We start from the raw sequence: 25892 nt of genomic DNA, 5'->3' as shown, positions 1-25892 counted from the left end.
AAATGCGAATAGCCACCGAGCAAGTCGCGTTTTCGAGAGTGAAAGTACAGTAAGAGCAGATGAATTGGCCCGCTCATCATGTCGAGCAGCGACCGTGGGCGGCGCACGACGGATCACGGGCCGGGCCCGTGCCCGAGTGGGTGGCGGTGTCGATCCCGCCGCGCATCGCCGAACTCGAGTTCGACTCCAGGAGAACGACATCCGCGAGTGAGGCCGCGCTGATCGCGGTGACCCATCTCGAAGCGGGTCAGGGCCAGTACTCGACGTCGCTGCGCGAATTCCTGCTGCGCGCCGAGGCGGTCGCGTCCTCGCGCATCGAGCACATCGACGCGGGCTGGCGAGCTTTCGGCAAAGCCTTCGGTGGCGCGTCGACCCGCGCCGAGGCGGCGTCGCAAGTCAGTGCTGTGCGCGGCCTCGCGGGCCTGGTCGACGCCGCGGCGACCGGACAGATCACCGAGGCGAGCCTGCTCAGCGCCCACCGGGTGCTGATCGCGCCGGAGTGGGAGAAGGCGGGCCGTTTCCGCACGGTGCAGACCTGGATCGGCGGCAGCGATTACACGCCGCTCCACGCGCTGTACGTGCCACCGCCGCCGGAGCTCGTGCCCGAGTTGGTCGCCGATCTGCTGGCTTTCGTCGCGCGCACCGACCTGCCGATTCTCGTGCAGGCCGCGATCGCGCACGCGCAGTTCGTCTCGATCCACCCGTTCGTCAGCGGCAACGGCCGGATCGGCCGCGCGCTGGTGAGCGCGATTCTGCGCAGGCGGGGGCTGACCGACCGGGTGACAGTTCCCTTCTCCTCGGTCATGCTCGCCGACACCTCGCGCTATTTCGCCCAGCTGGATGCCTACCGGGGCGGTGCCGCCGACGAGTTCGTCGTGTACCTGGCGCTCGCGGCGGTGTATGCCAGCGAGGCCGCCATCGACTCCGCCCGCGCCCTGGCCGCGCTCCCCCAACGCTGGCGCGACCGTGCCCGTCCACGCGGCGGCTCCGCCGACGAGGCCCTGCTCGCGAACCTGCTCGAGCACCCGATCCTCACGATCGCGGTCGCGAACCGCCTCACCGCGACGACGGACTCGGCGACCTATCGCGCCCTCGAACGACTCGTCGACCGCGGCATCCTCGAAGTCGTCTCCGACTCCACCCGCAACCGCATCTGGGCGGCCACCGACGTCTTCGCCGAACTCGGCGCCCTCGACGCGGCGATCGGCCGCCGGACCACGGCGGGTCTGTCGTAGCGTGCGCCGTCAGCGCACGCGATTGCCCTGGTCGGCGTCGAAGAAGAAGATCTCGTCGAGTTTCGGTCGCAGGTGCAGGGTTTCGCCGAGGGTGGTCCGGAACCGGCGGTCGACGCGGACGACGATCTTGCCGGAGCGGGTGGACCAGTCGGTGCCGGCGCCGTGGGTGTAGACGAAGGATTCGGCGCCGAGTTCTTCGAGGAGCTCGGCGACGACGGTGATACCCGACGGGTCGGTGGAGACCTCCCACGCCTCGGGACGGATACCGAGGACCACCCTGGCACCGGAGACGCTGCGGGGCACTGGGATTCGCAGGCCGTCCAGCACCGCCGCGCCGTCGACCACCGGCGCCTCGAGCAGGTTCATGCCCGGTGAGCCGATGAAGCCGGCGACGAAGGTGTTCACCGGGTCGTCGTAGAGGTGGCGAGGGGAGGCGATCTGCTGGAGCGTCCCGTCGCGCAGGACCGCGACGCGGTGACCCATGGTCATCGCCTCGACCTGGTCGTGGGTGACGTAGACCGTGGTGGTGCCGAGTCGCTGTTGCAGCGCGGCGATCTGGGAGCGGGTGCTCACCCGCAGTTTGGCGTCGAGGTTGGACAGCGGCTCGTCCATGCAGAAGACCTGCGGGCGGCGCACGATCGCGCGGCCCATGGCGACCCGCTGGCGCTGACCGCCCGAGAGCTTGGCGGGCTTGCGGTCGAGCAGCGGCTCGAGCTCGAGCATGGCGGCCGCCTCCTTGACCCGAACGAGGGTGTCGGCCTTGCTCATTCCCGCGTTGCGCAGGGCGAAGCCCATGTTCTCGGCGACGGTCATGTTCGGGTAGAGCGCGTAGCTCTGGAACACCATCGCCACGTCGCGGGCGCGCGGTGGCAGTCCGGTGACGTCGCGCTCGCCGATGCGAATGGTCCCCTCCTCGACCGACTCGAGGCCGGCCAGCATGCGCAGGCTGGTCGACTTGCCGCAGCCCGACGGCCCGACCAGCACGAGGAACTCGCCGTCGGCGATGTCGAGATCGAGTGCGTCGACAGCGGGGGTGTCGGCGCCGGGATAGCGGTGCGTGACACCGTCGAACTGCACTGTCGCCATGGGGGATTCTCCTGGGAACGAGGCGGGCCGGTGGTCGCCACGACCACCGGCCCACGGGGTGACTACTTCGGCAGCTTGGGCGTGATCTGCCGGTCGATGATCGCCTGCACGTCGGCGGCGACCTTCGCCAGAACCGTGGCGGGATCGGCGTTCTGCAGACCGATCTGCTCGTAGCCGGTGCCGATGATCTGGTCGGCGCCGGGCACGAACACGCGGGCGTAGTCCTGGGACTTGGTCACCGACAGCTGGTCGATGGCGACCTTCGAGTTCGGGTTCTTCGCCAGGAAGTCCACCTCGGACGGGTCGGTCACCGCCGACTTGCGCACCGGCATGTATCCGGTGTTCTGCGAGAAGTACGCGGTGTTGGCCGCGTTGGTGACGAACTCGATGAACTTGAGCGCGTTGGTCTTGCGCGCGTCCGAGATCCGCGACGGAATCGCCAGGCCTGCGCCGCCGGTGGTGACGCCGGGGCCGTTCGGGTGCGGCAGGAACGCGGTGCCCACCTCGAACTTGCCGTCGGCGTTCTTCTTGATGCCCTTGAGATCGCCGGTGGAGGCGATCGTCGAGGCGGCCACGCCGGTGCCGAAGTCGACCGCGATCTGCGGACGGATCGCCGCGTACTTCTTCACATTGATCGAATCGCGCAGGTAGGTGGCCGCCGCGATCGAGCCCGGATCGGTGAACTTCAGCTTCCACTGATCGGAGTAGGCGCCGCCGAAGGTCCAGTTCGGGCCCTGGAAGGTCCAGCCGAGGTAGTTCTTGGCGTCGCCCCAGGCGTGCGCGAACTTGTCGGCGCCGACGACGGACTGGAGCTTGGGGCCCCACTCGTCGAATTCCTGCCAGGAGTTCGGGCCGCGGTCGGGCAGACCGGCCTTCGCCCACACGTCCTTGTTGTAGTAGAACAGCGGGGTCGAGCGGGCGTACGGCAGCGCGTAGTGCTTCCCGTCGAACAGGTAGTCGGCGGCGAGCGAGTCGACGTAGTCGCCCAGCTGCACGCCCGCGGCGCCGAAGTGGCTGTCCAGTGGCTCGATCGCCTTGGTCAGCGCGTAGTTGAACCACCAGACATCGGAGAGCACGACCACGTCGGGCAGGTCACCACCGGTGAGCGCGGCGTTGAACTTCTGCGCCACCTCCTCGTAGTTCTTGCCCGCGTCGACCAGGTTGACCGTCAGGTCCGGGTACTTCGCCTGGAACCGGTTGATCAGCTCCAGCTCCAGCTCCTTGGAGGTGCCGGGGTGGTTGGACCAGAAGGTGATGGTCTTGGCGTCGCCGCCGTCACCGGATCCGCCGCCGGTGCCCGCGCAGGCGGTGAGCGCCAGACCCGCGGCGGCCGCGCCGGTGAGGCCGAGGAAGCCGCGGCGGCTCAGCGCCGGGAATCGTTGACTGGACACGTGGATCTCCTGTTCGAGAATCAACCCTTGACCGCACCGGAGGTGAGGCCTTTGATCATGTGACGTTGCAGCGCGAGGAACACGATGAGGATCGGCAGCATCGTCAGCACGGTGCCCGCCATCACCGGCCCCCAGTTGGTGACCGACGGGTTCTCGGTGTTCTGCAGCAGGGTCAGCCCCACCGGCAGCGTGGCGACCTCGGCGGAGTCGGCCATCAGGAACGGCCAGAGGTACTCGTTCCACTCGTTGACCAGCGTGACCACCGCGAACGCCACCATCGTCGGACCCGACATCGGCAGCACCACTCTGGTCAGCAGCCGCCACCAGTTCGCGCCGTCCATCCGCGCCGCCTCGATGACCTCACCGGGCAGCGACAGGAAGTGGTTGCGCATCAGGAACGTGCCGAACGCGACGCCGCACAGCGGGATGATGATGCCCTGGAAAGTGTTGCGCCAGCCCAGCTGCGCGATCAGCGCGTAGTTGGAGATGACGGTGATCTGGTTGGGCACCATCAGCGCCGCGATGATCACCAGGAACACGATGTTCTTGCCGGGGAAGCGCAGGAACACCAGGCCGTAGGCGCTGAACACGCCGAGCGCGAACTTCACCGCCGACACCACGCCGGTGACGATCAGCGAGTTGCGCAGGAAGGTCCAGAACGGCACCGTGGTGGTGGCCTCGCCGTAGTTCTCCGGGTGCCAGCTGTGCGGCCAGTACACCGCGGGCTGGGTGTAGATGTCGGCGCGATCCTTGAGCGAGGTGATCAGGATCCAGAACAGCGGCACGCCGACCAGGATCAGCACGCACGCCATCGCGGCGTAACCGAGCGCGGTGACGGCGCGTTCGCGGCGCCGGTACGACAGTGTCTGCGGGCCTACGTGTTTCACCGATCGCCTCGATCCATGACGCGCACCTGGATCAGCGTGACCACCAGCAGCACCACGAACATGATGGTCGCGACGGTGGCGCCGTAGCCGGCCCGGAAATTGCGGAACGATTCCTCGTACACCTGGAACACCATGGTCGTCGTGCCGTTGCCCAGCGGCCCGCCGCGGGTCATCACATTGATGATGTCGAAGACTTGCAGCGAGTTCAGCAATACCGTGATCGACAGGAAGAAGGTCGTCGGACGAAGTTGTGGCAGAAGTACTTTGGTGAATGTCGTCCACCGGCTCGCGCCATCCATTTCGGCGGCTTCCAGCAACTCGGCGCGCACGCCCTGGAGCGCGGCCAGATAGATGACGAAGGTATAGCCGAGGTTCTTCCAGATGTAAGTGATCGTCACCATGAACAGGGCCCAGTGCGGGTCCTGGTAGAAATCCGGCACCTTGTCCACACCGACGCGGTGCAGGACGTCTTGTACCAGACCGAAACTCGGATCGAAGATGAATTGGAAAGCCACGCCGATCGCCGCGCCGGAAATCACGAAAGGCGCGAAAATGGCCGAACGAACCACATTGCGGCCGAACAGTTTTCGGTCCAGCAGCAGCGCCAGCGCGAGGCCGAGCGCCATACTCACCGCGACCGCGGCGACGGTGAAGATCACCGTGTTGGAGACGACCTTCCAGGAATCCTCGCGCCCCCACCACTCGACGTAGTTGTCGAAACCGATCGGGGTGGCAACGGGATCCGCGATGTTCCAGTCGGTGAACGACAGCCGGATGTTGTCCGCCAGCGGCCGGTAAACGAACAGCGTCAGCAGCACCAGATTCGGCACGACCAGGACCAGGAACAGCGCATAGTCCTGCCACGGGCGGTTTTTCAGCCCGCGGCCTCGTGGTGCGGGGAGGACCCGCTCTGGACTGCTTCGCACCGCGGCAGTTTTACGGCGCATGGCGAACTGTCGGTTAACCCTGGCCGCCGTCTCTCTGAACATCGGGCGCACAAGGGCGAGTACAGCAAAAAGCCGAACAACACGATCGCGATTGATCGTATTGTTCGGCTTTTGTTCAGCGAATCAGTTCCAGTCGCCCAGTCCGTCACCGGAACTCAGGGTGCCGCCCTGGGTGTTGGTGATGACGACGGCGTCGCCCTTGCGCGAGTTCTCCAGGAACCACTTGGCGTTCTCGGTGCTCACGTTCAGGCAGCCGTGGCTGGCGTTGGAGTAGCCCTGCTGGGCGACCGACCACGGCGCGGCGTGCACGAAGATGCCGCTGTTGGAGATGCGGGTCGCGTACTCGACCTCGAGCTTGTAGCCCTCGGGATCGGTGACCGGGACGCCGTAGGTGGAGGAGTCCATGACCATCTTCTCGAACCGCTCACCCACGATGTAGGTGCCGTTCGGCGTCTCGTGGCCCGGCTTGCCGAGCGAGGTCGGCATCTCCTTGACGACCTCACCGTTCACCGTCACGGTGATCATCTTGGTGTTGTCGTCGACGCTGGCGATGAACGCGTCACCGATGCGGAACGAGCTGGTGGTGCCGCCGGCCACGACGTTGACGTCGGTGTTGGCGGGCCAGAACTCGTTGGGCTTCCAGCGCACCTGCTTGTCGCCGGTCCAGTAGAAGTGGCCGGGCGCGGGCTGGCTCGAGGTGACCTTGATGGCCTTCTCGGCGGCGGCGCGGTCGCCGACCGGCTCCTTGAAGGTGATGATGATCGGCTGCGCGACGCCGACGGTCTCGCCGTCGGCGATGTTGATGTTCGGCGGGGCGAACGGCGCCTGCGGCGCGGGCTCGTTCACCGCGGGCTGGCTGGAACCGGAGCCCGGGAGGGTCGGCTGTGCCTGCGCGGGCATGACGATCAAAGCGCCCGCCGCCGCGACTGCCGCCGACAGCAGCAGACCCCGGCGAAGCCAGCGCGATTGCTGCATATTTGCCTCGTAGTGCATAGGTTTCTCGTCCATTCCATCTCTCGTTCCGCCTGCGGCGGCGCGAGATCTTCGTGATTGACGCGGAGTCCGCAACGGGTCTCCACGGGGTAACGACGCCCCGACCCTGACCGTCCATTCCTACCCGTCCGGGGTGACAACGTGCCAGCCGCGCCGCCGGGCGATCACGGATCGGCAACTCTGTGCGCCAGGTCACATAACGCGCTGTTATACACGGGCTTTCGTCAAACGCCGCGCTCACGTCGGCGAGTCGGCGGCGGTGATCTCGGGCCGGGTCGAAGTACAGGCGTGTGAACTCCAAACGTGAAGTGACCGAAATCACCCGGTCCGTGTGAAGTGGATCGCTCGATCCGGCGCCGTCGCGAGATTTCGGGGCACGGCGCGTGGCCGCGCACCCAGCGCCAGGCCGGGGTCCAGGGACAACCGGACCGTGGTCAGCACGGTTGCCAGCACGATGCGGAGTTCGTGTTCGGCCAGCGTGGCGCCGATGCAGCGGCGGTGTCCGCCGCCGAACGGAGCGAACTCGAACGGCGAGACCTTGCGGTCGAGGAACCGGTCGGGGTGGAACAGCCGGGGCGCGGGCCAGGCCGACGAGTCGCTGTGCAGCACGCCGACGGCGAGCCCGATCGTCTGCCCGGCCGCTACGTCCACCCCGCGCCACCGCAGCGGCTCCCGGAGCGTGCGCAGCACGATGGGGACCGGCGGATGCAGACGCAGCGTCTCCTGGCAGACCGCGCCGAGCAGCGGCAGCGCGGCGAGATCGGCGGGGTCCGCGCCCGCGGCCGCCAGTTCGGCGGTGACCCGGTCGAGCAGGCCCGGCTCGCGATGCAGGTGATACAGCGCCCAGGTCAGGGTGGTGGCCGTCGTCTCGTGACCGGCGACGAGCAGGGTCCGCAGGTGTTCGCACAGTTGCGCATCGGTGAGGGCGCTGCCGTCGTCGTAGCGGGTGGCCAGAAGCAGATCGAGCAGGTCGCCGGAGCCAGGACCGTCGCGGCGCCGCCGGGCGATATCGGCCAGGATCACCCGGTCCAGTGCCGCGCGGGTGGCGACGAAGCGCTCCCACGGCCCGAATCCGCCCATGCCACGGCGTAAGACGGGCGCCACCAGCAACGGCGTGGTGAAGGCCGCGAGGAAATCGGTGACGGCACCGGCGTATTCGGGCTCGCGGTCGAGCTCGGTGCCGAAGACCGCCGCCAGGATGACCCGCAGGGTCATGGAGCGCGCCGCGGCAAGCGCATCGATCCGGCCGCCCACCTGCCAGGAACCCGCCGTGCCGCAACCAGTTTCGATTTCGCGCAGGGTCGCCGCGCGAATCACCCCGGCCAGCGCCCGCACGCGCGGACCGTGCAGCGCGGGCGCCAGCAGGGCGCGATCGGTGCGATGACGGGCGCCGGAGCTCAGGATCAGCGAGGCCGCGCCGACCATCGGTTCGATCGGATTGGGCCGCGGCGGCTCCAGCAGCGGCGCGGGCGCGCGGAACAATTCGCGCGCGCCCTCGGCCGTCCCGGTGAACAGCACCGGCGGGAAGCCGGGGAAGCCGACCGCGAACGGATCACTGTGGGCCGCGCGTCGCCGCAGGTAACCCTCGAAATCCCGGCCCGCGGCCAGTCCGTGCAGCAGCGACCAGCGTGGTGTCGCCGGGGGCGGGCGCAGCGCTGTCATGTCCGTTACTACGGCGCGCGCCGACGGCTGGTTCGAACAGACACCTAGGTCGGCCCGGTCCGCAGCCGGCGCACCGTGCCCTGCGCGATCGCCGACAGCTTGGCCAGGCGCGCGTCACCGAGCGCGGTGAAGGAGTTGCCCAGCCGGTTGGTGACGAACGCGATCGACATCCGCAGGTCGGGATCGGCGTAGGCGCCGGAACCGCCGATCCCGTAGTGGCCGAACGCATGTCGTGGCTGCTGCTTGGTCATCAGCACCGGGCGGTGATAGCCGAGCGTGAAGTGCAGCGGCAGACCGAGGACGTAGTCGCGGCTGTCGGTCTGCTGGGTCCGGTTGACCAGCTCGATCGTCTCCGGCCGCAGGAATTGCACCGCCGGGTTGCCGCGCGGCGGCCGGGGTGCGGCGTCGCCCGCGTACACCGCGCCACCGTTGGCCAGCGCGCCGTACATCCTGGCCAACGCCCTGGCCGAGAAGACGCCGTTCCAACCCGGCATGACCGCGTCGTGCACGCGCGGGTCACGCACCAGCTCGTCGAAGCTCTCCGGCATGCCCGCCTCGGCCAGTCCGCGCGCGGGCCGCACCCACGACAGCACCGAGGACGCGGTATTCCACCGGATGCCCGGCGGCGCCAGGTGCGGGAAGATCTTGGCGATGCGGTGCCGCTGGGCGGCGGGCACCTGGAACCAGAACTCGTCGGTTCCCAGCGGCTGGGCCACTTCTCGCTCGAGCACCGTGGTGAACGATTCACCGGTCACCCGCTGCACGATCTCGGCGACCAGCCAGCCGAAGGTGATCGCGTGATAGCCCGAGGTGCGGATACGACGGGGGTCGGCCGGGCTCTCCGCCAGCGCGGTGACCACCTTGTCGTAGTCGAGGATCCCCTCGCGTCCCGGCACCAGCCCGCGCACCCGGTGCAGGCCGGCGCGGTGTGAGAGCACATCGCGCACGGTGATGTCGTGCTTGCCGTGCGCGGCGAACTCCGGCCAGTACCGGGCGACCGGCGCCTCGTAGTCGATCAGCCCGCGCTCGGCCAGCCGGTGCACGACCGTCGCCGCGACGCCCTTGCCGGTGGAGAAGGTGAGCGCGACGTTCTCGCCGTTCCAGCGCTGGTCCTTGGCGGCCCAGCCCGCCCAGATGTCGACGACGGGCCTGCCGTCCAGGTAGACGGCCAGCGCGCCGCCACCGCGGCTGGGCTGCGGGAAGAGACCGAAGAAATGGTCGGCCAGCCGGATGAATCGGGGATCGACCAGCATTTGGCGCGGTGCCGTGATCGGCGTGCCGCCGGGCCGGGTCAGGGGGCCGAAATCTCCCGCCGTTGCTGCCACCATCGGGTTCACCTCCTGATGCAGGTACGGCCGGGGGGCCGGAATCCCAAGGGTAACCCAGCGCCCCGACCATCGGGATGGAGTCGACGCCGGTGGCTCCGGTGGTGTATTCACAGTAGGTGTTTGCAGACCTGTCCATCGGCCGGCTCGTCGGCGCGGTCGCCATCACGGTGACCGCCTTCGTCGCGAGTGGGTGCGGTGGCACCATCGACGGCCACGCGCAGCCCGCGATCGATGTCGTCCCGGCGACCAGCAGCGCCGGCCCCACCACCAAGCCCGGCAAACCCACCACGGGCAAGCCGACCGCCAGCAAGCCGGCCCAGACCTCGACCCGGGGCGGCAGCACCGACTTCCAGGCCAACATCGGCGACTGCGTCTCGCTCGGCGGCACCGTCGACGACGCCACCATCGACAAGGCGTCGTGCGGCAGCCGCTCGTCGAACTACAAGGTCATCGGCAAGGCCAAGAACAGCACCGGCTGCGTCAGCGACCGCGACAACTTCTACGCCGAGACCCTCAACGGCATCGAGACCGGCGCGCTGTGCCTCGACATCGACTGGGTGGTCGGCGGCTGCATGGATGTCGGCGGCGACGAGCCCAAGCGGATCGACTGCGGCGAGTCCGGTTCCGAGCCGGTCAAGGTCATCACGATCAAGAACAACACCGACAGCGTCGACGACTGCCCCGACGTGGCCGACTCGGGCTTCAAGTACCCCGAGCGCAAAGTCGTGGTCTGCGTCCAGAGCCTGTAGTCCGGCGAAAGACCAGCGCGACGGCTAGTTTGGGAAGGTGCCCCCGACCCAGACGGTTCGGCTGAACTCGGCCACGGGGCGGTGGATCCTGCTCGCCACCATCCTCGGCTCTTCGATGGCGTCGCTGGACGCCACCGTCGTGTCGGTCGCGTTGCCGCGCATCGGCGAATCCCTGCACACCGACGTCGCCGGTCTGCAATGGACCGTCAACGGCTACACCCTCACCCTGGCCTCGTTCATCCTGCTCGGCGGGTCGCTCGGCGACAAGCTCGGCCGCAAACGCGTGTTCGTCTGGGGCGTGGCCGGATTCGCGGTCACCTCGCTGCTGTGCGCGGTCGCGGTGAATATCGAGATGCTGGTCCTCGCCCGTCTGCTGCAAGGCCTGGCGGGGGCGCTGCTCACCCCGGGCAGCCTCGCGCTGATCTCGGCGTCGATCGACAAGGACGACCAGGGCAGTGCGATCGGGCTGTGGTCGGGCCTGGGTGGCGTGGCGGGCGCGTTCGGGCCGCTGCTCGGCGGCGGGCTCATCGACCTGGTCGGCTGGCGGGCGATCTTCCTGCTGAACGTGCCGCTGGCGCTGGCAGTCGCGGTGGTGGCGATCCGGTTCGTGCCGGAGAGCCGTGATCCGGACGCGCCGTCGCGCATCGATGTACCGGGGGCGGTGATCGTCGCGATCGCGCTCGGGGCGCTGACGCTGGGCCTGATCGAGGGGTACCCGGTGCTGATCGGCGTCGGGGTGGTGGCGCTGGCGCTGTTCGTGGTCGTCGAGCTGCGCAGCCCGAATCCGCTGGTCCCGCCGTCGCTGTTCGGTTCGCGGGTGTTCACCGCGGCGAATCTGGTGACGTTCTTCGTCTACGCCGCGCTGGGTGGCGTCTTCTTCCTGCTGGTGCTGCAACTGCAGCTGGTCTCCGGATACTCGCCGATGGCGTCGGGCGCGGCGAGTCTGCCGGTGACGGTGCTGATGCTGGTGCTGTCCGCTCCGGCCGGGCGCTGGGCGCAGCGGCACGGACCGCGGATCCCGATGACCGCGGGCCCGCTGCTGGCCGCGGGCGGGGTGTTCGCGCTGCAACGGGTCGGGGCCGAGGCGGACTACCTCACCGATGTGCTGCCGGGGGTCCTGATCTTCGGGCTCGGGCTCTCGGTCATGGTCGCGCCGCTGACCGGCGCGGTGCTGGCCGCGGTGCCCGCCGGCGACGCCGGCATCGCCTCCGGGGTCAACAACGCCGTCGCCAGGACCGCGCAGCTGCTGGCCGTGGCGGCGTTGCCGGGCCTGGCGGGATTGTCCGGCGCGTTCGACGATCCGATCGCCTTCGCCGCGGGCTTCGACACCGCGATGCGGTGGTGCGCGGCATTGCTGCTGGTCGGGGCGGTCGTCGCGGGTGTGCTGCTGCGGGTCCCGCGCCGCGCGCCGGAGCCCGATCGGGTCGATTGCCTGCCGCACTGCGCGGGTGCCGACGGTCCGGCGCTCGCGCCCCTGGGACAGAAATACCTCGGACAGAAATAGTGCGGACCACGGGGAGCGCAATCCCCGTGGTCCGCACGACTTCCGGCGATCCGAGCGGCTGCGCTACACCGGATGGAACCCCGCGCCGACGCCCCCGCGGGCGTTGATGTCGTTCATGATCGTGCTCATGTTCGTGCCGACCTCGGGCCCGAAGCAGGCCACGGCCAGGTAGGCGTTCACCATGCCCACCAGGGTCGAGCCGACGACCACCGGCGCGCCGGAGTCGCCCTCGATCACGCACATCTGGGCCCAGGTCTCGGTATTGGTCTGGAAGACGTCACCCCAGGTGATGCCGCAGGTGTTGCCGGTGGTCCGGCCTTCCTTGCAGACGATCGTCGGGAACTGGGCGGGCCCGCCGACGCCGGTGATGGTGACGTTGCCGATCCGGTTGACCGGGATGATCCGCCCCGGCGTGAACTCGATGACCGCGTAGTCGAGATCGGGGTTGCTGTAGGCGAACCGGCCGATCTCGCCGTAGCCGCGGTCCACCTCGGCGGTGACGGTGGACCCCGCGTCGCCGCAGTGGCCCGCGGTCAGCCCGACGAGCCTGCCCGCGCCGTCGTAGCCGACCGTGGTGACGGTGCACTCGAACATGCTGTCGATGACGATTCCGGAGCCGCCGCCGATCACCGGTGGGCCGGGTTGAGCCTGCGAAGCGCCCGCGCCGGTGCCGAGCAGTGCTGCACCGAGGGCGACGGCGAAGGCGGCGTTGGCCACCTTGGCGAGTGTGGTGAACATGTCCCTCCAGACGTCGGAAGCCCGCACGATATCAATTCGCTCTGCCTATCGTGCCTGTATTCCGTCCCGGGCGCGCCCCGCCCGCCGGGCATGTCACTGCCATAGCGAATATCTATCAATGAAATGATCAATTGACCAGTTTTGCCGGGCTCTGTGATCTTCCGGAGTATTCGGCCGGGGGGTTCGTTATGAATGACAGTTTTCCGCAATATTTATTCGGCGCAACCGCCAGTACTGGGAATCCATGGGGAAAACGACATCCGGAGCAATCGCCGATACCCCCACAATTGTGGGCTGTATGGTCCGACATGGCGGAACTCATAGCCGTTCTCGACCGTGACCTCTGTCTATGACCGCGCTCACATGTCGGTGGTGTGTTCTGCGCTACTCCGTAGTAAGGTGCGTCAAGCAAACAAGTCGTCGGGGTGTTGATGACCTGGCGTCGAGAGGGGTAATAGCAGTGCAGTCGACCGAGAGTCCACCCGCCCGTTCACGAGTCAGCGAAGCTGTCGACCGGACCAAGGGCCTTTGGGAAGACCATCCGAAGAAGTCCCTCGAGACCTTCGGTCGACAGATCACGATGGGTTTCGAAGCGATCACGGAGTTGATCGTCGCGATCTTCCGTCGCCGCTTCCCCTTCGACGAGTTCGTGCGGCAGTGCGCGTTCATGGCCAATGTCGCCGCGGCGCCCACCCTGCTCGTCGCCATCCCGATCGCGGTGATCGTCTCCATCCAGGTCGGCGCGGTCGCCGGTCAGGTCGGCGCGACCTCGTTCATCGGCGCGGCGAACGGCCTCGGCATCATCCAGCAGGGCGCGCCACTGGTCACCTCGATCATGATCGCCGGCGCGGTCGGCTCGGCGGTCTGCGCCGACCTCGGCTCGCGCACCATCCGTGAAGAGATCGACGCCATGAAGGTGATGGGCGTCGATCCGCTGCGCAGGCTGGTCGCCCCCCGGCTCGGCGCCGCGATGATCGTCAGCTTCCTGCTCTGCGGCTTCGTCGTCTTCGTCGGCTTCATCACCGGCTACATGTTCAACATCTTCGCCCAGGCGGGTACCCCCGGTTCCTACATGAGCACCTTCGCCTCGTTCGCGGTCACCCGCGACCTCGCGGTGGCGCTGCTCAAGTCGGTGATCTTCGGCATCATCGCCGCGATCATCGCCTGCGACTCCGGCCTCAACGCCCGCGGCGGCCCCGGTGGCGTCGCCAACGCGGTGAACTCGGCGGTGGTCAGCTCCATGGTGATGCTGCTCGGTGTCAACGTGGCGATCACGCAGATCTACGCCGCAGTCTTCCCCCCACAGGTGGTCTGAGCCATGTCATCAACGTACGTACCTCCGCTGCTGCGGCCGCTGCGCCAGCTCAAGGCGGTCGGCAAGGCGCCCGTCGACCTGCTCGCGCGGCTCGGACACCAGGTCTTCTTCTTCCTGCGTTCCGTCGGCTCGATTCCGCTGGCCTTCAAGCAGTACCCGAAGGAAGTCTGGCGGCTGCTCTCCGACGTCACCTGGGGTAACGGCAACATCGTCGTCGGTGGTGGCACCATCGGCGTCATCCTGATCATCAGCGCCTTCGGCGGCATGACCGTCGCCATCCAGGGTCACACCTCGCTGAACCTGCTCGGCCTGAGCCCGATCACCGGCGCCATCTCGGCCTTCGCCACCACCCGCGAGCTCGGCCCGCTGCTGGCGGCCCTGGCCTTCGCGGCCCAGGCGGGCTGTCGATTCACCGCCCAGCTCGGCGCCATGCGCATCTCCGAGGAGATCGACGCGCTCGACTCGATCGCCATCCGCCCGCTGCCCTACCTGGTCAGCACCCGGATGATGGCCGCGGTCATCGCGATCGTGCCGCTGTACTGCATCGGCCTGGTGATGGCCTACGTGTCCTGCTCGATCACGGTGCAGCTGATAGGTGGCACCGCGGCCGGTACCTACTCGCACTACTTCTACCAATTCCTGGTACCGACCGACGTGCTGTACTCGCTGCTCAAGGCGGTCGTGTTCGTCATGATCACGACGTTCATCCAGTGCTACTACGGCTTCTTCGCCTCGGGCGGACCCGAGGGCGTCGGCGTCGCGGCCGGCCGCGCGATCAAGATGTGCATCATCCTGGTCGTGTTCGCCGACCTGTTCATGACTTTGGCGATCTGGGGCGTCAACCCCGGAATCAGGATCTCGGGGTAGGCGCGCGATGATCATCGATCCCAGTGGGCGCGGTCCCACGATGAAACAGCTGTACATCGCCGGCACCTGTGGCGTCATCGTCTTCGCGGTGATCCTCGGGTTCCTGATGGCGAGGTACCAGGGCTACTTCGTGCCCAAGGTCAATGTGGCCGCCAACCTGACGACCACCGGTGACGGCCTCCCCTCGGATGCCGACGTGAAGTTCCGCGGCGTGCTCGTCGGCGCCGTCAAGGACGTCGAGATCACCGACAAGGGCGCGACCCAGAAGGTGAACATCGAGCTCAAGCCCGAGTTCGCCGGCGACATCCCGTCCAATGTCACCGCCCGCGTCGTGCCGAGCAACCTGTTCGCCGTCACCTCGGTGGAGCTGGTCTTCAACGGCGCGTCCAACCAGTACCTGCACGAGGGCTCGCAGATCCCCGAGGACACCAGCCAGGGCACGATCGCGTTGCAGGACACGCTCACCACGGTGCGCGACATCCTCAACGAGGTCGACCCGGTGCAGCTGGGCCGGGTGCTCGGCACCCTGACCCAGGCGCTCGACGGCAGCGGCCGGGTCCCCGGCTCCACCATCCAGCGCCTCGACCACTGGCTGACCACCGTCGCCGACGCCGGTCCGAACCTGGGCGGCATGCTCGACAACTTCTCCGCCTCGGCGCACGCGCTCAACCAGTCGGCGCCGGAACTGCTCGATGTGCTCGGCAGCTCGGTGCAGACCGCCAACACCATCGCCACCAAGCGGGATCAGCTGATCGCGCTGCTGGCCGGTGCGAGTGCCACCACCGACCAGGTCAACGACCTGTTCGCGACCAACCCGGATGTCGGCAAGGAGGTCACCGTCGGGATGAACGCGACCCTGGGCGCGCTGGCCGCCGACCCGGGCTCGATCACCAAGACCTTCGAGGTCTTCGGCCCGTCGCTGGCCGCGCTGAACAGCACCATGCACGGCGGTCCGTCCAAGCAGATGGTCTGGAACGCGGGTCTGACGTTCACCCCGTACAAGCCGAACACCGTCGCGGACTGCCCGCGCTACGGCGAGCTGCTCGGCCCGAGCTGCTTCACCGCGCCCGCCGAGGTCAGCATTCCGCCGATGCCGGAGAGCGTGCGCCCGCGCAAGCTCGACGCCGCCGCCGGGTTGCCCCCGCTGGTCGCGATCCCGGGCATGCCCGCGATCCCCGGCCTCACCACGCCGGGCATCGCGCCGATGCAGACCGCCAACGGCACCGAGGTCAAGCCGTTCGCCGGCACGCCGCTCGAGGGCCTGGTCCCGTCGATCCAGATTCCGGGTCTGCCGGGTCTGCTCGGTGGCGGCGCCCCCGCGCCGGCGGCGGGCCCCGCTGCCCCGGCCGACGCACCGCAGCCCGCGGTGGCTCCGGCGGCCGCCAAGCCGATCTCCTACCAGGGCGAAGCGGCGATGACTCAACTGCTGGGGCGTAAGCCGACGGCATCCGAATTCCTGCTGCTCGGTCCGATTTTGAAGGGCGGAACCCTGCAAGTGTCCGAAAACGGGGGTGGCGCATGAGCATCCGCAAGCCACTGATCGGGTTCAGTATCTTCGCGATCGTTTCCATGCTGGTCATCGTGGTCGTGTGGAATACGCTCGCGCGCACGGTCGACGGAGACACCCGCAAGTACACCGCGATCTTCACCGATGTCCTGGGCCTGCGGCCCGGCGACGACGTCCGCATGGCCGGCGTGCGCGTCGGCAAGGTCGAGAAGATCGAGCTCGACGGCAAGAACGACGCCAAGGTGTCGTTCATCGTGCAGAGCGACCAGACGATCTTCGACGACACCAAGGCCCTGGTTCGCTACCAGAACCTGATCGGTCAGCGCTACGTCGCGCTGACCCCGGGCACGGCGCCGAGCCCGCAGGAGCTCGAGAGCGGGTCGGTCATCCCGATCGACCGCACCGAGCCCTCGTTCGACATCTCCGCGCTGCTCAACGGTTTCCAGCCGCTGTTCCAGGCGCTGGAGCCGGCCGAGGTCAACGCCATGTCGGAGACGCTGATCCAGGCGCTGCAGGGTGACGGTGTCTCGCTGTCGTCGTTCATCATCCAGGCCGCGCAGCTGGCCACCGATTTCCAGCGTCGGGACGCGATCCTGTCCGACGTGATCACCAACCTGTCCGGTGTGATGGCCGGGTTGGCCAAGCGAGGGGATGAATTGGAGACCCTGGTGACCCAGACCCGGGCGCTGATCGGCGGGCTCTACGAACAGGGTCAGTCGCTGCAGGCGTCCACGGCCACCCTGGCCGACGCGACCACGTCGCTGGTCGGCATGGTCGGCAAGATCCAGCCCAAGCTGTCGGCGGCGCAGAACTCGACCACCGCCGCGCTGAACCTGTTGCTGGCCAACGGCGCCAAGCTCGACCAGGCCGCGATCGACATGCCGTCGATGCTCGCCGACCTGGGCCGGATGACCTCCGAGGGCACGCACGCCAACGCCTACCTGTGCAGCCTGGACGTCTCGCTCTACGGGGTCCTGTTCCCGCGCGGTCTGTTCAGCCAGATCGGTGGCACCTCCCACTCGGAGGTCTGCAGATGAGCAAGCTCAAGACGACCTTCCTCGGCAACCGCAATTTCTGGCTCGGTGTCATCGGTTCGCTGGTGATCGTGCTGTTGCTGGTCGGTTCCACCGTCTACCAGTTCATCGGGCTGGGCAGGCAGTCGATCGACGCGGAGTTCGTGCAGGCCGCCGGCATCAAGACCGGTGACAAGGTCGCGGTCTCCGGCGTGCAGGTCGGCACGGTCACCGGCGCCAAGATCGAGGGCGATCACGTGGTGGTCACCCTCGACGTCGACAAGTCGCTGAAGTTCGGCCCCGACGCGCACGCCGCGATCAAGATGGCCACGCTGCTCGGCGCGCGCTACGTCGACCTGCAGCCGGGAGACGGATCGGGGCTCGAGGGCAAGACCATCCCGCGCAGCAACACCGACGTGCCGTACAACATCGCCGATGTCGTGCAGGTCGGTACGCCGAAGTTCGAGGAACTCGACACCAAGAAGCTGGCCGCCTCGCTCAACACGATCAACAGCCAGCTCGGTGACTCGCCGCAGCTCGTCGCGCAGGCGATCGACAGCGTCGGCGCGCTGGCCAAGGTCGTCGACCGGCGCAAGACCGAGGTCGACAGCCTGCTCAAGGATCTGAACCGGGTCACTCAGCTGCTCGCCGACAACCGCAACTCGATCCTGCTGGTCATCACCCAGGGCGAGGCCATCGCCAACCGGGTGATGGAGCGGCAGAACCTGCTGCGGCAGCTGCTCGACAACATCGCCACGCTGACCCGTCAGCTGGAGGAGATCGGCGCCGAGAACGGCAATCAGTTCGGCGGCACCATCGGTCAGCTCAACACCATGGCCGAGGGTCTGCAGAAGAACAAGGAAAACCTCGACCGACTGCTGCAGATCGGGCAGCCGACCGCGCGCTACTTCAACAACGCGCTCGGCAACGGCAACTACGGCGACGTCTCGCTGCCGTGGCTGTTCCCCGACAACTGGCTGTGCTTCGTTCAGGTGATTCAGGGGTGCGCAGGATGAAACTGACCTCGAGATTCCGCGGCGGCAAGACGCTGGCCCGAGCGCTGATGATCGGCGCCACCGCCTTGACCCTGGGCAGCTGCTCGCTGCTGCCCAATCAGGTGAACGACGCGCTCGGCATGTCGACCAAGATCACGGCCGACTTCGAGAACATCGCCGGCATGTACGAGGGCAACGACGTCATGGTCCTCGGCCTTGCCGTCGGCAAGGTCGACAAGATCGTTCCCAAGGGCACCTACGTCGAGGTCCACATGACCATCGACGGCGGGGTGAAGATCCCCAAGGAAGCGATCGCGGCGATCATCTCGCCCTCGATCGTGACCGACCGCCACATCGAGATCACCCCGCCCTACACCGGCGGTGAGTCGATGAAGTCCGGTGAGCATCTGCCCAAGGCGCGCACCAGGACCCCGGTCGAGCTGGACACGATGATCAAGACCATCGACCAGTTCTCCGCCTCGCTCAAGCCCGAACCCGGTCAGGAAGGACTCGGCCCGCTCTCGGGCCGGGTGCTCTACCCGGTGCTCAACGGCAACGGCCAGAAGATCCGGGAAACCCTCGACGCGCTGTCGAGCGCGTTGAAGATCGGTGTCGACAACAAGGACGCGATCTCCAACATCATCATCAAGCTCAACGAGCTGACGACGATGCTGGCCGACAACGACCAGTCGGTGCGCGACTTCAGCGATCGGGTGACCGCGATGTCGGGCCTGCTGGCCGAGCAGGCCCCCGGCCTGCAGGCCACGCTGGATCAGCTCAACGCCTTCCTGGCCAACACCTCGACGATGTTCGGCGAGCACGCCGACGAGCTGTCGACCTCGCTGACGGGGCTGACCAACGTCACCAACCAGCTGCGCGCCAACTCCGGCGCCATGGTCGAGATCGTCGACATCGTGCCGCTGCTGATGCAGAACATCGACGGCGCGATGAACAAGGAAGGCCGCTTCGTCCGCCTGCACGGCCTGATCGGCACCGCCCTCTCCGGCGAGGTCGTCAGCGTCTTCTGCGAGCGGATCCAGATGAAGTCCGACGGCTGCCGCTCCGGGAACATGCAGGACTTCGGCCCCGACTACGGGCTCACCGCCGCACTGCTCGGACTGACGAAATGACCCTACGTATGACGATGAAAGCCCGCCGCGCGCTGGTCGCCGCGGCCGCGACGGCGACGGTGGCGATCACCTCCGGGTGTGGATTCACCGTGGAGGATCTGCCGCTGCCCAAGCCGGGCGCCGAAGGCGACACCTACACGATCCACGCGGAGTTCGACAACGCGCTGAACCTGCCCGATCAGGCGAAGGTGAAGATCGGTGGTTCCGATGTCGGGGTGGTCTCCGGCATCTCGACCAAGAACTTCCAAGCCAAGATCGATATGCAGATCAGCAAGGACATCCAGCTGCCCCAGGGCAGCACGGCCGAACTGCGTCAGGCGACGCCGCTCGGTGACGTGTTCATCGCGCTGTCCAAGCCGAAGAACGGCGCGCCCGCGGGCCCGCCGCTGGCGGACGGCGCCACCCTCACCCGCGAGTACACCTCGGCGGGCGCCACCGTGGAAGAGCTGCTGATCTCGGTGTCGATGCTGTTCAACGGCGGCGGCGTGGCCAGCCTCAGCCGGCTGGGCACCGAACTCGGCTCGATCCTCAACGGGCAGGGCGGCAACCTGTCGCACCTGATCACCGAGATGACCGGCGTCATCGGCGAACTGAACAACAACAGCGCCAAGGTCGACACGGTGCTGACCGAGTTCAACACCCTCGCCAACACCATCGAGAACAACAAGACCCAGCTGGGTCAGGTGGCCGACACGCTGCCGCAGGCCATCGGCGCGATCGCCGAGAACAACAAGGCGATCGGTGACCTGCTCACCAAGGTGGCCACGGCCAGCGCCGCGCTCGGCGACTACTCCAACACCACCGGCGATCAGCTCTCCGAGCTGCTCACCAACCTGGACAACCTGATGACCGCGCTCGCGGCCTCCGGCGACAACTTCGGGTACGTGCTCGATCAGCTGCACGCGATCCGGCCCGGCGCGAACGCCACGTTCCAGGGCAAGTCGCTGGCGCCGTACGCGACGCTGACCAACCTCGACATCGGGTTGCTCACCGATCCGGCCAACAGCAAGTTCCCCGATCTGAAGGACGTGAACGATTTCGTCGGCAGCTTCATCCAGGTGCTGCAGATCGTTCAGGGCCGAGTGGGAGGCCACCGATGAGCAAGGCGAAGAAGTTCTTCGGTAACAAGATCCTGCTCGCCAACGCGGCCCTGGTCGTGGTGCTGATCGTCGGCGCCACCTATCTGCTGGTCAACGTCATGCGGGTGAACCCGCTGCGGTCCGAGTACGCGGTGACGGTCAACCTGGACCGCTCGGGTGGTCTGCAGCCGGGCAACGACGTCACCCTGCGCGGGCACCGGATCGGCAAGGTCACCTCGGTCGAGCTGATCGACCAGGGCCAGTCGATCGCCGCCAAGGCGCAGATCGACACGAGCTACAAGATCCCGGTCGACACCATGATCCAGGTGGCGGCCCTGTCGGCGGCGGGCGAGCAGTACATCGACTTCCGTCCGAACACCGATGTCGGTCCGTTCCTCGGTGACGGCGCGGTGATCAAGTTCAACCCCGAGCAGATCAAGACCCCCACCCCGGTGTGGGCCGTGCTCGACGACACCAGCGCGCTGATCGCCCAGGTCAACCCGCAGCAGTTCAAGACGATCCTGGCCGAGCTCGACACCGCGCTCGGTGCCGGCCCGGATCAGCTGCGTGGCCTGATCAACGGCGTCAGCCTGGTGGTGGCCGGCCTGGACAACCTGCTGCCGCAGACGGTGAACCTCATCGCCAACCTGCGGGTGATCGCCGAGACCACCTCCAACGCGCAGCCGGATCTGCAGACCCTGACCCGCAACTCGGGCGCGCTGCTGACCCAGTTCAACAACGCCAACGCCGAACTGCAGAGCGTGCTCGACAACGCGCCCGCGCAGTTCGAGGCGCTCGGTGCGGTGCTGGACAAGACGGCCGATCCGATCACCGGTCTGGCGGCCAACTTCGTCGCCATCACCAGGGCGGCGCAGCTGCGTCAGCCGGCGCTGCGACTGCTGTTCCCGTCGCTGGCGCTGGGTCTGGAGTCGATCGCGGTGCCCGCCCACGACGGCGAGTTCCACACCGTCATCGACATCTGGCCGCGGCCGACGTGCTACTACGCCACGGAGTACCGTCGTAACGAGGAAGTCCAGGACGGGTCGATCCCGAAGTGGAACTACTGCGTGAACCCGCCCGCCGATCAGCAGATCCGCGGTTCGGCCAACGCGCCGCGCCCGAACGTGCCCAACAACGGCGCGCAGATGCCGCCGGGCGTCGATCCCAACGAGCGGACACCCATCCCGGTGAACTGAGTTGATGCCCGGTTCGGTCGCTCGCGCACCGCACCGGGCATACTCGCTGAGGAGAGCGTGTGGTCCGGCTCACGGGCCCACGAAGGAAATCGGTGCGATATGAGTGCCGGGAAAGAGCAGGATTGATTCGATGACCAGCGACGACGCCGAGAGCAAGAAGGACGCTGCCGCGGCGGACTCCCCCGATCTGGCCAAGGCCGACGCGACCGTCGAGGGCGCTGCGGCCACCCCCGAAACGGACGCGCCCACTGTCAAGGCGGCGACCGCGGCCGAAGCGCAGGCGCCGACGCCCGCGTCGGCCGGGAAATCGAGCTCGACGGGCTGGATCGCCGCCGGTGTCGCCGGCGTGGTCGCTCTCGGTGCGGCCACCGCGGCCGTGGTGTTCTTCCTGCAGAGCAGCGACAAGGGTGACAAGCTCGACGCCATCGCCGACTCGACGAAGGCGGCCTGCGACTACGGCAACATCCTCGCCAACTACGACTACTCCAAGGACCTCGACGGCTACATCGCCTCGATGAAGGCGGGGGCCACCGGCGACTACCTGAAGGAATTCAGCGACGCCAGCGAGGCGCTCAAGGGCGCGATGGTCCAGGCTCAGGTGAAGTCCCGTGGTGAGGACGTGCAGTGCGCCTACATCTCGGGCAGCACCGACGATGTCAAGGCCATGGTCACCATGACCCAGTACCGGACGAACTTCACCCAGACCGAACCGGACCGGATGATGTTCGCCATCGAGATGACCCTCGAGAAGTCCGACGACGGCAAGTGGCTGGTCAGCAAGCTGGATTCGCCGCTGCTCAAGAACGGCAGCCAGGTCCCCGGTGGCGCTGCCCCCGGTCAGACCGTGCCGACGCCGCAGGCGCCCGCGCCGACGCCCGGCAACTGATCGACGAGCATTTCCACAACGCCTCCGGCAGCAGAGCGAATCTGCCGCCGGAGGCGTTGTCGTGCGGACCAACTCCGGTCGCGTCGGCGCCTCAGAACAGGGTGAGTGTCCCGGACGGCGCTGCCGGCTCGACCGGCTTCCCCGTGGTCCGCGGTCTGGTGGGTTCGGCGACGGGCGCCGGGCGGGCGGCGGCTTCGCGGGCGGCCGCGCCTGCCAGAGTGTCGGCTTGTTCGTTGAAATAGTTACCGACGTGCCCGCGGACCCAGCGGAAACGCACCGGTCCCTCGCGGGTCGTGATGGCCCGATCGATCTGCTTGATGATCTCGACGTTCTTCACCGCGCCGCCGGTGGAGGTGCGCCAGCCGTTGCGCCGCCAGCTGGTGATCCACTCGGAGGCGCATTTGATGGCGTAGAGCGAATCGCTCTCGATGAGCATCGGCTCGGCGCCGGGGTGGGCGAGGATGGCTTCCAGCACGGCGCGGAGCTCGGCGATCTGGTTGGTTCCGGACGCGGCTCCCCCGCTGTCCGCCGGGCCCTGGTGATTCACCCAGGCCCAGCCGATGGCACCACCGGGATTGCGCAGGCAGGACCCGTCGGTGCTCACGATGATCATGACCGCCACCCTAGGCGATGCGGCCGACAAGATCGGTACCGTGGAATGCCTCTATCTCCCTTCGCAACCGCGACTCCGTGCGGCGCAGTGCCGATCTCGCGACAGCGTCGACGAGGCGATGGCACAGGCGGCCGAACACACCGCGTGGTGGTGGATAGTCGGCTTCGGAGGTCAGCACCGACCGTTCGTAGCCGAGCGGGTCGAACCGTAGTGTCACGGTTCCGTATACCCGCCCACGCAGGGTATACCCGATCACCGCATTGCGCCGATATTCGGTGATCTCGCAGGTCGAGCGGAGCGGAATCACCCCGAACAACCGGACTTTCAGCACGAAGGCGGCGCCGAGGCCCTGGTCGGGCTCGCCGTCCGGCTCGATGCCGGTGACACCCGACATCCAGTCCGGGACGAAGCGGAAGTTCTCGGCGTAGGCGAAGGCGGCGTCGACGGGTGCGCCGACGTCACACGCATACCTGATGTGGCCCATCGGCCCTCCCTGATCACGGATGGGCTCAAAATTACTACAAATATCCTCTTTATTTGCCAGATTGACGCTCAGAGCTGGTCGACGAGGTACTCCGCGATCGGCATCGCCGACGTAGCCGCAGGTGAGGGCGCGTTGAGCACATGGATCGAGCGCGGCGTCCGCTCGATCAGGAAGTCGTGCACCAGGGTGCCGTCGCGCAGCACCGCCTGCGCGCGGATGCCCGCGCGATGCGGCAGCAGGTCCGCGGTCGTGAGTTCTGGACAGTATCTGCGGCATTCGGCGAGATAGCCCCGCTTGAACACCGAGTTGCGCAGTTCGCGCGCCCCGGTCCGCAGATGTGCGCGGGCGACTCGGTGGACGCCGGGAAAGCGCAGCACCTCGACCGCGTCCCGCACGTTCACGCTCCCCTTCGGATACCCCTCCCTGGCCAGCCCGAGCACCGCGTTCGGCCCGACGGTCAGCTCCCCGTCGATGGTCGGGCTCAGATGCACGCCGAGGAACGGCAGCGCGGGATCGGGCACCGGATAGATCAGCGTGCGCACCAGCTCGGCCCGTTCGGGCGGCAGCCGGTAGTACTCGCCGCGGAACGGGACGATGCGGAAGTCGGTGCTAAGGCCCGCCATCCGCGCCATCCGGTCGGCCTGCAATCCGGCGCAAACCACCAGCGTGCGTGCGGTGAAGGACCCGGTGGGCCCGGAAATCGTGACCGCCGAACCGGTTTCGCTGATCGCCTCGATGACGGTGTCGAGCGCGATCCGCCCGCCCATCGCCACCACCTGATCGGCCAGCGCGGCCGTCACCTTCGCGTAGTCGATGATGCCGGTGGCGGGCACGAACAGCGCGCCGACGCCGGTGATCCGGGGCTCGCGGCGCACCAGCTCGGCCGCGTCGATCGCCGCCACGTCGACGCCGTTGGCGATGGAGCGCTCGTAGAGATCGAGCATCCGCGCGTGCTCGGCGGAATCGGTGGCCACCAGCAGCTTTCCGCAGACCTCGAACGGAATGTCGTTGGCGGCGGCGAACTCCTTGGTCCACCGCGCGCCCGCCCGGCACAGCCGTGCCTTCAAACTGTCGGGCGGGTAGTAGATCCCGGAGTGGATGACGCCGCTGTTGTGCCCGGTCTGGTGCGCGCCGAGCCTCGACTCCTTGTCCACCAGCAGCAGGCTCGCGCCGGGACGGGTGCTCAGCAGCCGGTGCGCGGTCGCCACGCCGACGATGCCGCCGCCGAGCACGCAGAAGTCGTACGCACCGCGCGCGGTGCCGCCAGAACTCACACGCCGACGGTAGTCGGCGCCTCGTCGGCCGACGTGGTCGGTGCCGCGGCCTGCTCGTCGGCCTGCGCGGCGTCGACCGGCGCGGGCTCGGTGCCCGGCTTCTGCACCCGTTCCACGCGCAGCGTGTGGCTGCCGAGGCCGGGATCGGAGAGCACGAACACCACTTCGCCACGGCGGGTGTCGAGTTCGGTGCGCAACGCGGTCACCCCGGTCGGGTCGACGGTGATGCCCAGGTACTTCGACGCCATCGTCACCAGGTTGGTGTCGACCGTGAAGGCGATGGTGTCGGTGCGGGCGGGGGCGACCTGCGCCCCGACGTAGGTGGTGCCGATCTTGAGCCGACCGGCCAGCGCCGAATTGTCGGGTGTGGCCCCGACACCGGACTGCTGCGCGGTCATGGGGGCCCTGGTCGCGGCGGGCACCGTGCGCTCGGTCGATACCGCGAGCTCGACGAGGTCGTAGGTGGCGCGCGGCGAGGAGTCCTCGGTGAGCGCGGGGCGGTGGTGTCCCGAGCCCGGTGTCGCGGCGGGGGCCGCGTTGTCATCGGCCCGCGGCGGCGCGAGATCGGGCATGTGGTTGACGATGTAGGCGCCCGCGGCGACGGTGAGGCAGAGGCTGGCGGCGCCGGCGATGACGGTGGCGGACAGACGCGCGATCTGAGCGGGTCGATGTGCGGTCACGATGCGGTCCTTCCTGTACCTGTGGGTGTACCCGAGGGGACGGGGCCCGCATCGTTGAAAGCCACGCGCTGATTTCCACGGTACGCCCGTGCTAGCTGTTGTTAGCACCCCCGTCCGGTGAGATCAGGACCACATCTGGACAGCTGACCTATCAGTGCGGGTCAGGGCGGTGTCGCGCGCCTTCTGTTGTTTCTCACAGCGCGCCGTGGGGTACCTCTACGAAGCAGGCGAGCGTCATTCACGACTGCCACGGAGGTCAACCCCCCGGCCAACGAAGTCCGGGGCAGTCGGCACGAATGGCGCTCAGAGACTGACGCTCGCCTGTTCGCAACG

At 67.8% G+C, this 25892-nt stretch carries 24 protein-coding genes; 12 read left to right on the top strand and 12 right to left on the bottom strand.

Annotation, left to right across the window (positions count from 1 at the left end):
• Positions 1-59 precede the first annotated feature (59 nt).
• Positions 60-1235: a Fic family protein gene (locus Q7X29_RS01370; protein WP_218722245.1), complete on the top strand. Its 1176-nt coding sequence runs from the start codon at positions 60-62 to the stop codon at positions 1233-1235.
• A 9-nt stretch (positions 1236-1244) separates the two neighbouring features.
• On the opposite strand, the gene Q7X29_RS01365 is transcribed toward Q7X29_RS01370, so the two are convergent.
• The 7 genes from Q7X29_RS01365 to Q7X29_RS01335 form a co-directional block, all read right to left on the bottom strand.
• Complete coding sequence (locus Q7X29_RS01365) at positions 1245-2321, bottom strand: ABC transporter ATP-binding protein (RefSeq protein WP_316573077.1); 1077 nt, start codon at positions 2319-2321, stop codon at positions 1245-1247.
• 62 nt (positions 2322-2383) lie between these two features.
• Positions 2384-3712 (bottom strand): ABC transporter substrate-binding protein, encoded by a 1329-nt coding sequence (locus tag Q7X29_RS01360; RefSeq protein ID WP_218722243.1) that lies wholly within the window; start codon positions 3710-3712, stop codon positions 2384-2386.
• Between the two features lie 20 nt (positions 3713-3732).
• Entirely contained in the window at positions 3733-4524 is a 792-nt protein-coding gene (locus Q7X29_RS01355) for a carbohydrate ABC transporter permease (protein WP_255588806.1), read from the bottom strand.
• 71 nt (positions 4525-4595) lie between these two features.
• Positions 4596-5546 carry a carbohydrate ABC transporter permease gene (locus Q7X29_RS01350; protein ID WP_218722280.1) on the bottom strand — a complete coding sequence of 317 codons (951 nt, stop codon included), beginning with the start codon at positions 5544-5546 and terminating at the stop codon, positions 4596-4598.
• 123 nt (positions 5547-5669) lie between these two features.
• Complete coding sequence (locus Q7X29_RS01345; RefSeq protein WP_374104933.1) at positions 5670-6554, bottom strand: L,D-transpeptidase; 885 nt, start codon at positions 6552-6554, stop codon at positions 5670-5672.
• Between the two features lie 303 nt (positions 6555-6857).
• Positions 6858-8201, bottom strand: coding sequence for a cytochrome P450 (locus Q7X29_RS01340; protein WP_218722241.1), 1344 nt, complete (start codon positions 8199-8201; stop codon positions 6858-6860).
• 44 nt (positions 8202-8245) lie between these two features.
• Positions 8246-9454 (bottom strand): serine hydrolase domain-containing protein, encoded by a 1209-nt coding sequence (locus Q7X29_RS01335; RefSeq protein ID WP_316573234.1) that lies wholly within the window; start codon positions 9452-9454, stop codon positions 8246-8248.
• Positions 9455-9645: 191 nt separating this feature from the next.
• On the opposite strand from Q7X29_RS01335, the gene lppU reads away from it, so the two are divergent.
• Both lppU and Q7X29_RS01325 read left to right on the top strand, forming a co-directional pair.
• Positions 9646-10278 (top strand): LppU family putative lipoprotein, encoded by a 633-nt coding sequence (lppU, locus tag Q7X29_RS01330; protein WP_218722240.1) that lies wholly within the window; start codon positions 9646-9648, stop codon positions 10276-10278.
• A 37-nt stretch (positions 10279-10315) separates the two neighbouring features.
• Positions 10316-11782, top strand: a complete 1467-nt coding sequence (locus Q7X29_RS01325) for an MFS transporter (protein WP_316573076.1) — start codon at positions 10316-10318, stop codon at positions 11780-11782.
• A gap of 63 nt (positions 11783-11845) precedes the next feature.
• On the opposite strand, the gene Q7X29_RS01320 is transcribed toward Q7X29_RS01325, so the two are convergent.
• Positions 11846-12520 carry a S1 family peptidase gene (locus tag Q7X29_RS01320; RefSeq protein ID WP_218722238.1) on the bottom strand — a complete coding sequence of 225 codons (675 nt, stop codon included), beginning with the start codon at positions 12518-12520 and terminating at the stop codon, positions 11846-11848.
• 460 nt (positions 12521-12980) lie between these two features.
• Between Q7X29_RS01320 and Q7X29_RS01315 the strand changes: the two genes are divergently transcribed.
• The 9 genes from Q7X29_RS01315 to Q7X29_RS01275 all read left to right on the top strand — a co-directional run bounded on the left by Q7X29_RS01315 (position 12981) and on the right by Q7X29_RS01275 (position 22508).
• Complete coding sequence (locus Q7X29_RS01315) at positions 12981-13835, top strand: MlaE family ABC transporter permease (RefSeq protein ID WP_218722237.1); 855 nt, start codon at positions 12981-12983, stop codon at positions 13833-13835.
• Between the two features lie 3 nt (positions 13836-13838).
• Positions 13839-14702, top strand: a complete 864-nt coding sequence (locus Q7X29_RS01310) for an MlaE family ABC transporter permease (protein ID WP_218722236.1) — start codon at positions 13839-13841, stop codon at positions 14700-14702.
• 40 nt (positions 14703-14742) lie between these two features.
• On the top strand, positions 14743-16224 hold the full coding sequence (locus Q7X29_RS01305) for an MlaD family protein (protein ID WP_218722235.1): 1482 nt from the start codon (positions 14743-14745) through the stop codon (positions 16222-16224).
• Complete coding sequence (locus Q7X29_RS01300; protein ID WP_218722234.1) at positions 16221-17246, top strand: MCE family protein; 1026 nt, start codon at positions 16221-16223, stop codon at positions 17244-17246. The genes Q7X29_RS01305 and Q7X29_RS01300 overlap by 4 nt, the downstream gene beginning before the upstream one ends.
• Complete coding sequence (locus Q7X29_RS01295; RefSeq protein WP_218722233.1) at positions 17243-18238, top strand: MCE family protein; 996 nt, start codon at positions 17243-17245, stop codon at positions 18236-18238. The genes Q7X29_RS01300 and Q7X29_RS01295 overlap by 4 nt, the downstream gene beginning before the upstream one ends.
• The gene (locus Q7X29_RS01290) at positions 18235-19347 is read left to right on the top strand and encodes an MlaD family protein (protein WP_316573075.1); all 1113 of its coding nucleotides are present in this window, start codon (positions 18235-18237) and stop codon (positions 19345-19347) included. The genes Q7X29_RS01295 and Q7X29_RS01290 overlap by 4 nt, the downstream gene beginning before the upstream one ends.
• 8 nt (positions 19348-19355) lie before the next feature.
• Complete coding sequence (locus Q7X29_RS01285; RefSeq protein ID WP_218722231.1) at positions 19356-20447, top strand: MCE family protein; 1092 nt, start codon at positions 19356-19358, stop codon at positions 20445-20447.
• A complete protein-coding gene (locus Q7X29_RS01280) occupies positions 20444-21622 on the top strand; it encodes an MlaD family protein (protein WP_218722230.1) in 1179 nt (392 codons plus the stop codon). Before Q7X29_RS01285 ends, Q7X29_RS01280 begins: the two co-directional genes overlap by 4 nt.
• Before the next feature lie 130 nt (positions 21623-21752).
• On the top strand, positions 21753-22508 hold the full coding sequence (locus Q7X29_RS01275; RefSeq protein ID WP_316573074.1) for a hypothetical protein: 756 nt from the start codon (positions 21753-21755) through the stop codon (positions 22506-22508).
• 91 nt (positions 22509-22599) lie between these two features.
• Here the strand turns inward: Q7X29_RS01275 and Q7X29_RS01270 are convergent, their stop codons facing one another.
• The 4 genes from Q7X29_RS01270 to Q7X29_RS01255 all read right to left on the bottom strand — a co-directional run bounded on the left by Q7X29_RS01270 (position 22600) and on the right by Q7X29_RS01255 (position 25559).
• Positions 22600-23121 (bottom strand): ribonuclease H family protein, encoded by a 522-nt coding sequence (locus tag Q7X29_RS01270; RefSeq protein ID WP_218722228.1) that lies wholly within the window; start codon positions 23119-23121, stop codon positions 22600-22602.
• A gap of 10 nt (positions 23122-23131) precedes the next feature.
• Positions 23132-23605 carry an SRPBCC family protein gene (locus tag Q7X29_RS01265; RefSeq protein WP_218722227.1) on the bottom strand — a complete coding sequence of 158 codons (474 nt, stop codon included), beginning with the start codon at positions 23603-23605 and terminating at the stop codon, positions 23132-23134.
• A gap of 68 nt (positions 23606-23673) precedes the next feature.
• Positions 23674-24879 (bottom strand): L-2-hydroxyglutarate oxidase, encoded by a 1206-nt coding sequence (gene lhgO, locus Q7X29_RS01260; protein ID WP_316573073.1) that lies wholly within the window; start codon positions 24877-24879, stop codon positions 23674-23676.
• Positions 24876-25559 carry a hypothetical protein gene (locus tag Q7X29_RS01255; protein WP_316573072.1) on the bottom strand — a complete coding sequence of 228 codons (684 nt, stop codon included), beginning with the start codon at positions 25557-25559 and terminating at the stop codon, positions 24876-24878. Before Q7X29_RS01255 ends, lhgO begins: the two co-directional genes overlap by 4 nt.
• Positions 25560-25892: the final 333 nt, after the last annotated feature.

The sequence above is a fragment of the Nocardia canadensis genome, assembly GCF_032656385.1.
GTDB classification, from domain to species: domain Bacteria; phylum Actinomycetota; class Actinomycetes; order Mycobacteriales; family Mycobacteriaceae; genus Nocardia; species Nocardia canadensis.
The sequence above is the reverse complement of the archived record's forward strand: the minus strand, read 5'-3'. Positions and strand labels throughout refer to the sequence as shown.